12 protein-coding genes are annotated in these 10,302 nt (G+C 69.3%); 5 read left to right on the forward strand and 7 right to left on the reverse strand.

Annotated elements, in window-relative coordinates; genetic code table 11:
* The first annotated feature begins 90 nt into the window (after positions 1–90).
* The gene (locus tag K8638_RS06350; RefSeq protein WP_223753514.1) at positions 91–738 is read left to right on the forward strand and encodes a YdcF family protein; all 648 of its coding nucleotides are present in this window, start codon (positions 91–93) and stop codon (positions 736–738) included.
* Here K8638_RS06350 and K8638_RS06355 read toward each other — a convergent pair.
* The 3 genes from K8638_RS06355 to K8638_RS06360 form a co-directional block, all read right to left on the reverse strand.
* Complete coding sequence (locus K8638_RS06355) at positions 719–2,239, reverse strand: trypsin-like peptidase domain-containing protein (protein ID WP_223753515.1); 1,521 nt, start codon at positions 2,237–2,239, stop codon at positions 719–721. The genes K8638_RS06350 and K8638_RS06355 overlap by 20 nt on opposite strands.
* A gap of 84 nt (positions 2,240–2,323) precedes the next feature.
* The gene (locus K8638_RS44495) at positions 2,324–2,449 is read right to left on the reverse strand and encodes a hypothetical protein (RefSeq protein WP_255662451.1); all 126 of its coding nucleotides are present in this window, start codon (positions 2,447–2,449) and stop codon (positions 2,324–2,326) included.
* A gap of 100 nt (positions 2,450–2,549) precedes the next feature.
* Entirely contained in the window at positions 2,550–3,050 is a 501-nt protein-coding gene (locus K8638_RS06360; protein ID WP_223753516.1) for a MarR family transcriptional regulator, read from the reverse strand.
* 110 nt (positions 3,051–3,160) lie between these two features.
* On the opposite strand from K8638_RS06360, the gene modA reads away from it, so the two are divergent.
* The 4 genes from modA to K8638_RS06380 all read left to right on the forward strand — a co-directional run bounded on the left by modA (position 3,161) and on the right by K8638_RS06380 (position 5,923).
* A complete protein-coding gene (gene modA / locus K8638_RS06365; RefSeq protein WP_223753517.1) occupies positions 3,161–3,934 on the forward strand; it encodes a molybdate ABC transporter substrate-binding protein in 774 nt (257 codons plus the stop codon).
* On the forward strand, positions 3,934–4,608 hold the full coding sequence (modB, locus tag K8638_RS06370; RefSeq protein WP_223753766.1) for a molybdate ABC transporter permease subunit: 675 nt from the start codon (positions 3,934–3,936) through the stop codon (positions 4,606–4,608). The genes modA and modB overlap by 1 nt, the downstream gene beginning before the upstream one ends.
* Positions 4,609–4,610: 2 nt before the next feature.
* On the forward strand, positions 4,611–5,675 hold the full coding sequence (gene modC, locus K8638_RS06375) for a molybdenum ABC transporter ATP-binding protein (protein WP_223753518.1): 1,065 nt from the start codon (positions 4,611–4,613) through the stop codon (positions 5,673–5,675).
* A gap of 86 nt (positions 5,676–5,761) precedes the next feature.
* On the forward strand, positions 5,762–5,923 hold the full coding sequence (locus K8638_RS06380; RefSeq protein WP_223753519.1) for a hypothetical protein: 162 nt from the start codon (positions 5,762–5,764) through the stop codon (positions 5,921–5,923).
* 509 nt (positions 5,924–6,432) lie between these two features.
* Here K8638_RS06380 and K8638_RS06385 read toward each other — a convergent pair.
* From K8638_RS06385 to K8638_RS06400, 4 genes are all read right to left on the reverse strand, one after another.
* Positions 6,433–7,326, reverse strand: coding sequence for a DUF2381 family protein (locus K8638_RS06385; protein WP_223753520.1), 894 nt, complete (start codon positions 7,324–7,326; stop codon positions 6,433–6,435).
* Between the two features lie 137 nt (positions 7,327–7,463).
* Positions 7,464–9,389 (reverse strand): serine/threonine-protein kinase, encoded by a 1,926-nt coding sequence (locus tag K8638_RS06390; protein ID WP_223753521.1) that lies wholly within the window; start codon positions 9,387–9,389, stop codon positions 7,464–7,466.
* A gap of 201 nt (positions 9,390–9,590) precedes the next feature.
* The gene (locus tag K8638_RS06395; RefSeq protein WP_223753522.1) at positions 9,591–10,067 is read right to left on the reverse strand and encodes a hypothetical protein; all 477 of its coding nucleotides are present in this window, start codon (positions 10,065–10,067) and stop codon (positions 9,591–9,593) included.
* Positions 10,064–10,273, reverse strand: a complete 210-nt coding sequence (locus tag K8638_RS06400) for a hypothetical protein (protein WP_223753523.1) — start codon at positions 10,271–10,273, stop codon at positions 10,064–10,066. Before K8638_RS06400 ends, K8638_RS06395 begins: the two co-directional genes overlap by 4 nt.
* Positions 10,274–10,302: the final 29 nt, after the last annotated feature.

The following is a 10,302-nucleotide window of genomic DNA, read 5'->3' on the forward strand; positions in this document are numbered from 1 at the left end:
TCCGCTCGTTCGTTCGCCTGCCCTCCCCGATGCCCATCAGACGCTCTTCCTACGCCCCCGCCTCTCGCGCGGTTCGACTACCCTGGGCCGGTGCCTCCTGCGTCCCTGTCCGCCCGGCCCGGGCGCCTGCGTCGCCTCCTGCTCGTGGCGGGAGGCGCGCTGACGTTCGGCGTCTTCGGGCTGGCCTGGGTGGTGGACCGCTTCGGCCAGCGCGAGCGGGCGGAGGCCGCGGACGCGGTGGTGGTGCTGGGCGCGCGGGTGCTTCCGGGCGGCGTGCCCTCCGGCGCGCTGCGGGCGCGCACGGAGAAGGCGGTGGAGCTGTACCAGCGCGGCCTCGCGCCCCGGCTCGTCTTCTCCGGAGGCGTGGGAGTGAATCCGCCCTCCGAGGCGCGGGTGATGCTGGCGCTGGCGACGCGGCTGGGCGTGCCGGAGGCGGCATGCACCCTGGAGGAGGAGAGCCACTCCACGGAGGAGAACGCCCGCCTCGCGGTGAAGCTGCTGCGCGGGCTGGGCGCGCGGCGCGTGGTGGTGGTCTCGGACCCGTACCACCTGCTGCGCGCGCGCCAGTACTTCCGGCTGAACGGACTGGACGTGGCCACCAGCCCCGCGCTGGAGACCGAGCGCAACCTCAGCCCGGTGGACCGCTTCTACTGGACGGTGCGCGAGGCCATCGCCCTGCTGCTGCACCCGCGCGTGCTGCTGGCCCGCGCGCCCGCGCCTACTCCGCCGGCACCGTGAGCGCGCGCAGCGCCCGCTGGCCACCGGGCGACACCACGCGCAGCAGCACGGGCTCGCCGGGCTCCGCCTCGCGCAGCGCGCGGACCAGGTCACGCGCGCGGCGCACGGGCTGACCGCGCGCCTCCACCACCACCATGCCCGGCGCCAGCCCCGCGCGCTCCGCCACCGAGCCCGCGTCCACATCCGTCACCAGCGCGCCCGAGCCAGGCAGCCCCTGCGCCTGTGCGAGCCGCGCGTCCATGTCGGAGATGACCAGGCCCACGCGCTGGTCCGGCGGCATCTCCTCCGCGCCGGGGCGGCCGCGCGACGCCACGCCCTCCAGGTCCGGCCGGGTGCCCAGCGTCGCCTTCACCTCCTCCCGCTTCCCGTCGCGGTAGACGGAGAGGGTGAGCGCGGTACCGGGCGCCTTCAGCGCCACCGCGCGCGTGAGGGCGCCGCCGGACGCGATGGGCTGCCCGTCCACGGCGATGATGACGTCATCCGGCCGGAGCCCGGCCGCGGCGGCGGGCGTGTCCTCGCTGACGTCGGTGACGACGGCGCCCTCGCGCGTGGGCAGGCCCAGCGCCTCGCCCAGGTCCGCCGTCAAGTCCTGCACGGCCACGCCCAGCCAGCCGCGCGTGACGGCGCCCTCCTCCTCGAGCTGGGGCAGCAGCGCGCGGACGAGGTTGCTCGGCACCGCGAAGCCGATGCCCGAGCCCTGGCCGACGATGGCCGTGTTGATGCCCACCACCTCGCCCCGGAGGTTGAAGAGCGGGCCGCCGGAGTTGCCGGGGTTGATGGCGGCATCCGTCTGGAGGAAGTCGTCGAAGGGGCCCGCGCCGATGTCGCGCGCCTTGGCGGAGAGGATGCCCAGGCTGACGCTGGAGCTCAGCCCGAAGGGGTTGCCGATGGCCACCACCCAGTCCCCCACGCGCAGCGCGTCCGCGTCGCCCAGGCGAACCACCGGCAGCGCCTTCGCGCCGGGCGGGAGCCGGAGCTGGAGCAGGGCCACGTCCGTGAGCGGATCCGTGCCCAGCACCTTCGCGCTCAGCTCGCGGCCGTCGGGGAGCCGCACCTGGATGTCCGTCGCGTCCTTCACCACGTGGTGGTTGGTGAGCACCAGCCCCCGTGCGTCGGTGATGAAGCCCGAGCCGAGCCCCTGGCGCGGCGGCTCCTCCCGGGGGCCGAACGGCGTGAAGGGGCCCCACGGGCCGCCGAAGGGGGACTCCTCCTCTTCGCCCCAGGGCGAATCCCCGCGCGAGCGGCGGGCCGGTGAAGCCGCGCGCACCTCCACCTGGACGACGGCGGCCCGCACGGAGTCCACCAGCGGCGCGACGGACGCGAGCGCGGCGCCCATGTCCGGTGGCATCACCTGCCCGGAGGGCAGGCGCCGTTCTCCGGCCGGGGTGTCCGGGGCGGCGGGAGGCGGAGCGGGTGGGGGCTGCTCGCTCTCGCGCCGGCAGCCCGCCAGCGCGAGCAGCAGCCCCAGGCTCGCGGTCCGCAGCCGTGTGCTTCGCTTCATCACGCTCCTCCCACCCTTCAACGCCCGGCTCCGTGGAGGGCCACCCCGGTTGCTCGCGTCTCCGGCGGAAGGGCGGCCCGGCGCCTACAGGACAAGCCTGCCCACGTACTCGTACAGCAGCAGCGCGGCGGCGCCGACGTACGCCAGGCCGAGCAGCGCGAGGAAGCTCTCGGTCCCGACGCGCTCCTCGATGCGGAGTGCCTCCACCATGGACCTCCCTCCTTTCCCGGGCCTTGAATAAGGCGGCGGGCAAGGGACGCAAGGCCCACGCGAGGGCACGGTGTGGGGACGGGAGAGCCCCGGTGTGCCCTCAGCCCGAACGCTCGCGAGCGGCGGGGCTCGCGGGAGGCGCTTCGGTGCGGCGCAGCAGCTTCTCCAGGATGCGGAAGAGGGCCTTGCGGTCGCTCGCGTCGAGGATGCCGAGGAACTGGCTCATGCCCTGGTTCATGGAGCGGTCGAGCTTCTGCCAGGTCGCCTGCCCCTCGGGCGTGAGGCGGCAGTGGACCACGCGGCGGTCGGAGGCGCTGCGCTCGCGCATCAGGTAGCCCTCGCGCTCCAGCCGGTCCACGACGCCGGTGACGGTCTTCTCGGTGACGCCCAGGCGGCGGGCCAAATCACCCATGGTGAGCGCGCCGTCCTGGCCCAGCCACAACAGCGCATGCACCTGCGGCGGCGTGAACTGGAGCTGCTCGCAGGTACTGGCGATGGGGTCACGGAGCGAGCGGCGGCGGCCCAGCGCCACCAGGAGCTGCTGGAGCTTCTGCACGTCGGCCGAGACGTCTTCATCTTCTTTGTGGAAATTCCGTGACACGGAGTATCCCTTAGCGGCCTGGGGTAGGCGGGTCAACCTGTTGTCTCGCTGGAAGCGGCCATGTGCACAATGTGCCCCTGGCTGCCCTGGAGCGAGCGGAGCGTCCCATCATGCGTGCCTTCCCACCGACATGTGCTCTTCTTTTTCTGCTGCTCGCGGCCGGGCCCGCCCGCGCGGAGAAGGCGCTGGTGTTCGCCGCGGCGAGCACCACGAACGCGCTCCAGGAGCTGGCGCCGGCCTTCACGAAGGCGACGGGGCATGGGGTGGAGTTCGCTTTTGGCGCGTCCAGTGACCTGGCTCGGCAGGCGGCCGCGGGGGCTCCCGCGGATGCGTTCCTCTCGGCGGATGCGCCCAGGCTTGATGCCCTGGAAGGGGTGGGGCTGGTGCAACCCGGCACACGGGTGGACCTGCTCTCCAACCGGCTGGTGGTGGTGGTGCCGGTGGGGGCGAAGGGCAAGGTGGCGGAGCCGGCGGACCTGCGGGGAATGAAGCGGGTGGCGCTGGCGGACCCGGCGGCGGTGCCCGCCGGGGTGTACGCGAAGGGGTGGCTGGAGAAGGCGGGGCTGTGGAGGGACGTGGAGCCGAAGGTGGTGCCGGCGCTGGACGTGCGCGCGGCGCTGTCGGCGGTGGAGGCGGGGCGCGTGGACGCGGGCGTGGTGTACGCGACGGACGCGGCGCAGTCGAAGAAGGTGAGGGTGGCCTTCGTGGTGCCGGAGGCGGAGGCGCCGCGCATCGTCTACCCGGTGGCCGCGCTGGCGAAGGGGAAGGCACCGGAGGCCGGGCGGGCCTTCGTGCGCTTCCTGCGGACGGACGCGGCGCGCGAGGTCTTCACGCGGCACGGCTTCGGGGTGCTCGGTGTGGAGGCGGGGAAGCGCGTTCCGTGATGGAGGGCACGGCGGGGCTGGTCTTCTTCACGGTGGCGGTGGCGACGGTGGCCACGCTGCTCATCCTCGCGCCTGGGGTGGCGGTGGCGTACGCGCTGGCGCGCTGGGACGGGCCGGGCAAGGGCGTGGTGGAGACGGTGCTGGCGCTGCCCATGGTGCTGCCGCCCACGGCGGTGGGACTGGTGTTGTTGGAGCTGCTGGCGGCGAATGGCCCGCTGGGGCGGGTGCTGGACGCGTGGGGCGTGGAGGTGGTGTTCACGCCGAAGGCGGTGGTGCTGGCGAGCGCGGTGATGGCATTCCCACTGCTGGTGCGCTCGGCGCGCTCGGGCTTCGAGGAGGTGGACCCGAGGCTGGTGGCGGTGGCGCGCACGCTGGGAGATTCTCGGGCGCGGGCGTTCTTCCGGGTGACGCTGCCGCTGGCATGGCGTGGGGTGCTGGTGGGGGCGCTGCTGGCCTTCTCCCGGGCGCTGGGTGAGTTCGGCGCCACGGTGCTGGTGGCGGGCAACATCCCCGGGCGCACGCAGACGCTGTCGCTGGCCATCTTCCACCGGACGCAGCTGGGGGAGGACGCGGAGGCGCTGAGGCTCGCGGGCGTGGCGGCGCTGCTGGCCTTTGTCGCGGTGTACGCGACGGAGGTGGTGACGCGGCGGCGGGGACGGCGGGTGCGGGCGTGAGCATGGCTCTCTCAATCCGGTTGCCCCTGGCGCGCTTCACGCTGGAGGTGGAGACGCGGCTGGAGGGCGCGTCGGTGGCGGTGATGGGGCGCTCGGGCTCCGGGAAGACGTCGCTGCTGGAAGTGCTCGCGGGGCTGCGGCGTGGAGCGCGCGGCCGTGTCGAGGTCGGCGGGCGCGTGTTGCTGGACAGTGATGCCGGCGTGGACGTGCCGCCGGAGGCACGGCGCATGGGCTACGTGCCGCAGGACGCGCTGCTCTTTCCGCACCTCACCGTCGAACAGAACGTGCGCTACGGAGTGCGCGGGGCGAAGCACTCACGGGCGGACGAAGCCGTGTCGCTCCTGGAGTTGAGCCCGTTGCTGCGACGCTACCCGGCGACGCTCTCCGGAGGGGAGAAGCAGCGCGTGGCCCTGGCGCGGGCCCTGGCCACGGACCCGGCGTTGTTGCTGCTGGACGAGCCGCTCGCCGCGCTGGACGTGGCGCTGAAGGAGCGGGTGCTGCCGTACCTGCTGCGCGTCCGCGACGAAGCAAAAGTGCCGATGCTGTACGTGACGCACCAGCTCGGTGAGGCGCGGGTGCTGGCGCGCGAGGCGCTGCTGCTGGACGAGGGCCGCGTGAGAGCCGTGGGCCCGGCCGCCGAGGTGTTGGGCCCGGCGGTGCGCGGGTTGCTCGCGGCGGAGGGCGAGGCCGAGGAGAACATCCTGGAGGGCGTACTGGAGCGCCCCGAGGGCGGGGGCCTGCGGCTGCGAGTGGCGGAGGGGCTGTCGCTCTGGGTCCCCGACGCGCCGGAGTTGGCGGCGGGAGCGCGAGCGGCCTACTCGGTGCCGTCGGAGGACATCCTCCTGTCCACGGGCCCGCTGACCGGAGTCTCCGCGCGCAACGTCCTCGCGGGCACGCTGGCGCGGGTGGAGCCCGCGGCGGCGGGAGAGGACGCGGCCTACGTGGACGTGGGTGACGTGCGCTGGGTGGTGCGGCTCACGACGGCCTCGGTGCGCGAGCTGGGCGTGGCGCCGGGCGCGCGTGTCTACCTCGCGGTGAAGTCAGCCGCGTGTCGTAGGCTGCGGTGAGAGGTGCGGCGGGCGCCTCGTGGCGAAGCAGTACCAGGGTGGGGCGAGGGAGGGGACGGGCGTGGAGCGGAAGATGTGATGCTCAGGTGCTCGACGAGCAGGAGGGCCAGGAACTCGAATTGCTCCGGTCATGGCGTGTCGCAGCGGATTACCATGAGGACGAAGTGATGATGGAGCAGGCACGCGAGGCCCTGAAGGTCGCCGAGGCTCTTGTGCATCGCCTGCTCGGGGAGAGACCTGAATGGTAGCGGAGCGGGACGCCATTCGTGACTACGTCTCACGCGTCACGGGAGGAAGGCCCGTGCGCTGGTTGGATGCGCGGATTTCGAAGGGCGACTTTGATGGGCGAGACTGGACGCTCGAAATCTTCGATGTCCCCCACCGGGAGCACCGCGCCCTGCACTCGCGGCTGTGGCCCCTCAACAGGCGTGTCTGGCAGGAGTTGCACCAGTCGCTAACCCTGGTTTTTCACACCCCCGAAGAGACGACTCGGCTCTATGTCTGGGTTCGTCAGGAGCGTCCGTCCGGTCTTCTCGATTCAGTGAGCCCCAGGACCTTTGTGTCTCCGCCCGGGAGCCTGACCGGTTTCTGCCTGCGTTGCCACCAGCAGCGGACGCTCCGTTCGGAGGGCGCGGGGCACCGATGTGCCTCCTGCGGAAATGAGCAGCAGACAAACGGCCTCTGGGTTGCCTCGCTGCAGTAGGTCTCGCCGGCACCAGTCACCTCGGCACGGATGGCACGGCGCGCGGCCTCCCGCCTACGGGAACCTGATGCCGTTGATGGTCACGGTGCGGGCGCCACTCGTGTCCCACAGTCTTAGCGTGAAAGTACCCGCCGTCACGTCCGGAGTCGCTTCGGCTTCCACGCTCACACCGCCGCCAAACACGAGGGGAGCGATGGGCTCCGGAGACCAGCGCGTGACCACCTTCAACTCGGCACCCTTCCTGCCTTGAAGCGTCAGCGTCGCGTTTTCTGGCTTCCACGGCGGTGTGCCCTCTGGAACTTTCAGGAACACCTCCACGACCACGCGCGCAGCGGAACGATACGCAGTGACGCGCGACACAGGGAACGCGTTCGTCGCGGTCTCGGTAATGCTCTTGGTGATGTCATGGGAGGGAACGCCCTTGCGGTCCATGACCCCCGAGGCGAGCAGTTCGGTGAGTCCCCCTGGCCCGTCTCTTTCGACACGCAACCGCGTGTTTTCCTCCGTGAGTTGCCGGACCTTCGCTTTCGTCTCCGCCAGTTCCTGTTCGTATGACTCCGCGGAGCGTGCCTGTCGGTAGACGTTCACCAGTGGCGCCGCCTGGGCCGCCTGCACGACCAGCGTGATCGCCGCGCTTGTCGGGGCCGCGTTGTCCTGGAATGTCACCGTCAGCCGCAGTCGCTCACCTGCCGCCACCTTCACGGAGGGAATCAACTTGAGCGTACTCGGACCGGGTTCCACCTTGGTGAATCGGTCCGACCCTTCCACGGTGACGGACCCGGGTATCAGGTCCGTGTCGAAGTTGAACAACGTGGCCCGTCCTGGGCTGATGCAGACCGTCGGAGTCTCCCCCTGGGGGACCGCAGGAAGCTCGACATGACGCATGCCTGTGTCGCAGGTGTCGGCATCCGGTTGCGTGGGAGCGGACCCGGAGAGGACGAACGCCATGAGGATGGCAGGTAGGACTGCGGTCACGGAGGAAACCTCGGAGGGGGCGGGAAAGGCGGGGACCTTTCACGTTGCCTCTATCACGCCTTGCTCCGCGCCGTTGTCCGCGCTCAACGCATCTGCTTGCCCGGACGGCTTCACTCGAACTTGCGGACCGCTACCACGGTGACGCTGCTGAACACCTTGGCGGTGTCGGCGCTGCCGTTTGGCTCTCGAACGAGGCCTCGTACACGTTCTGTCAGATCCTCCAGCTCGAAGCAGACCGGAGCGGTACGTCCGTTCACCTTGGCTCCAGTGAGCCGACCGTAGATTCGATCTCCAAAAATCAGCCGACCCGACAGCTCCACCGCGGGCATATTCTTGAACTGGCCTCCCGTAATGTAGAGCGTCGTCCTGCCCTCGCTCACGGCGATGACGCGGGCGCTGTGCTCGGTTTCGAACGTCGCAAGGTGATCGTGTCCCGGCTTGATGCCCCAGTTCGCCATCGTCTCCACCGCACCCGGCGGGCACTCCTCCGAGGGAGGCGCTGGACGCACCTGCGCTCCTGGGCAACCCGTGAGGGCTGAGCAGGTGATGGCTGCACCGACCACTCTTCTCGCGGTGCGGATCGCGGTGGAGGGCTGCTTGGGTTGCACGTTGGTATGCGTCGTCACGGAAGCTGAGTCCTCGGAGAACATCGCGCGTGCCGCGATGCTCACAGGGTTGGGAGCAGCCTCGGGTGAGGCTGCGACGGCCCTAGCTTCTGGCGACTCCAGTGGACTCGCCACTTCCTGACCGGGTCCTTCCTGCTCCTGCGGCGCGGAAACGTGAGGCGCCACCGGCGGCGGAGCATCGGGGCGAGTCATGCTCCACCACGCCACTGTCACAAGACCGGCCATCAGCGCACAGGCCGTGGCCACTTTCAGCAGCGGGCGGCGAACGCGTTCCCAGGTCCGGATGCTCTTCGCACGTCGCGCGGCAGCCGCGCTCGGGTGCGCGAAGACGTCTTCTGTCAGGGGCACATCCGTCGCATCGTCCAGCGGCTTCTCATCTCCCTCCCGCTCGCGCGCTTGCGCGGCACGCGGGGCCTCCACTTCCGCCAGCCTCTGCTCCCGCATTTCCTCATCGGTCACAGGAGCAGGACCGCTCTCCGGCAAGTCCAGTGGCACCTTCCATTCTCGTGACGTACGCGCCTTGTTGGCCTCCCACAGAGCCGTGTAGAGGGACTCCGCGCTTTCGAACCTGTCTTCGGGGCGCTTCGCCAGGAGCCGCATGGTGATGAGGCTGAGGCTCTTCGGAACCTTGGGATTCACCCGATGCGGCGCGCGGGGCACGCGCAGGGTGATGGCCGCTACCAATCTCTCCGGTGGCAGTTCTGGATTGAAGGGCAGCCCGTCTGTCAGTGCTCCGTAGAACAGCACGCCGAGCGCATAGAGGTCCGCTGTCGGTCCGCCCCGGAATCGCGCGTCCTCGCCCTGCGCATGGAGCTGCTCGAAGGCCTCCGGTGGAGCGACGGAGAGGTCCACCGGCGGTAGTCCCTGGGTGAGGGAGCGCGCTCCGGGGAGCGACACGCTTCCGTAGTCGAGCACGAACGGCGTGTCGTCCTCCTTCCGGATGACGACGTTGTTGGCGTTCAGGTCACGGTGGTGAACACCGCTCTTGTGCAGCTCCGCCACCGTGCGGACGATGGGAAGCATCACGTCCACGAGCCGCGCCGCCGTCGGATGCGTCTCGTATCTCCAGTCGTGAAAGCGCCATCCGTCGATGAACTCCATCACGACGTAGAGGTATCCAGCTTCGGGGTCGGGCCATCGGCCGACCTGGAACAGGCGCGGAATGTTGGGATGGGGTGTGCGCCCCAGCAACATCGTGGCCTCGCGCGTGCACCTGCCGTCCACATCCTCCTCGCCGGGCATCTTCTGACCCGGCAACCGCGTCGCCATCTTCAGCGCGCAGAGCATTCCGTCGTGCTCGACCTTGAACACCCGGCCGAGTCCACCAGCGCCGAGAACTTCCAGTATGCGCCAAGGGCCGATCATGTCGCCCGGTCCAAGCCGGTCGGGATGGGGGATGTCGGTGCTCATTCGGAGGTGCCCTGCTCGGTCGGACTGGAGGAGAGTGACGCTGTGGGTTGACCCTAGCAGAAGCCGCGTGCCGGAGTCGGGCCCATTGCTCCGCACTCGCTCCTGACGAGGCGCGCGCCCCGGAACCCCGGCCTCATGCGAGGCTTCCCCTCAGCGAGGAGGATGGGGAGGGGATTGTTGTCTTCTCCTGTTGGAGCGAGCTCACCCTTCTGTGCCAGGTTCGATAGGTGCTCCAGTTCGTTTTCTATCTTCAAGACCCTTTTGGTTGAACAGCGGCCAGCCATATCTCATGCGCCAGGCCATTTCGACGGCCACTCGCGAACGCGCATGCTGGGTGCCTAGTTCTTTGAATACTCTCTTTTCATCAGCGGTCAGGCCCTCGATGCCGTCGATCATCCCGATGTGGAATATACGCGCGGACCAACGGTGTTCCTTCACGAGGTCAGGGTAGAAGTTGAGGCCGATGGAAAAGGGCCCTTTCTCAGTGGTCGCCGTATGATTCCTCAGTCGAGAGAACACCATTGCTGTCGTTCCATTGTAGACCACCCGGAAGTTCTCGGCGGGTGTGCTACATAGGACTTCTGGAGGCAATGTTTCCTCGTTGAATGAGACCACCTCGGCAATGTTGAGCGCCTTCTTGCATCCGCTGGTGTTTGTTTGAGTGTGCAGGGTATTCAAGGGGCATCTGTCAGAATCCAGTACCAGCCCGCTTGGTTGTCCCACTTGCCCGGAGCATTTTTTTCTACCCACTGGGTTGTGAACATGTCGGCGGGGCAGGGTGTGTTTTCTTTGAATGAAATTTCAAATGCGTGTTGCCATGCTGATTCAGCATATTCAATCAGTGTCTTCATGTGTGTCGGAATTGCTCTGTTTTTGATTTTCATGGGGCGATGCGGCTCTCTTCTTGTCCTGT

This window comes from Myxococcus sp. RHSTA-1-4 (assembly GCF_020037125.1).
Lineage (GTDB): Bacteria > Myxococcota > Myxococcia > Myxococcales > Myxococcaceae > Myxococcus.

Coding starts and splice junctions, on each gene's coding strand:
- K8638_RS06355 (WP_223753515.1), bottom strand. CDS start 2,239: ATGAAGCGAAGCACACGGCTGCGGACCGCGAGCCTGGGGCTGCTGCTC.
- K8638_RS44495 (WP_255662451.1), bottom strand. CDS start 2,449: ATGGTGGAGGCACTCCGCATCGAGGAGCGCGTCGGGACCGAGAGCTTC.
- modA (WP_223753517.1), top strand. CDS start 3,161: ATGCGTGCCTTCCCACCGACATGTGCTCTTCTTTTTCTGCTGCTCGCG.
- modB (WP_223753766.1), top strand. CDS start 3,934: ATGGAGGGCACGGCGGGGCTGGTCTTCTTCACGGTGGCGGTGGCGACG.
- modC (WP_223753518.1), top strand. CDS start 4,611: ATGGCTCTCTCAATCCGGTTGCCCCTGGCGCGCTTCACGCTGGAGGTG.
- K8638_RS06385 (WP_223753520.1), bottom strand. CDS start 7,326: ATGGCGTTCGTCCTCTCCGGGTCCGCTCCCACGCAACCGGATGCCGAC.
- K8638_RS06390 (WP_223753521.1), bottom strand. CDS start 9,389: ATGAGCACCGACATCCCCCATCCCGACCGGCTTGGACCGGGCGACATG.
- K8638_RS06400 (WP_223753523.1), bottom strand. CDS start 10,273: ATGAAAATCAAAAACAGAGCAATTCCGACACACATGAAGACACTGATT.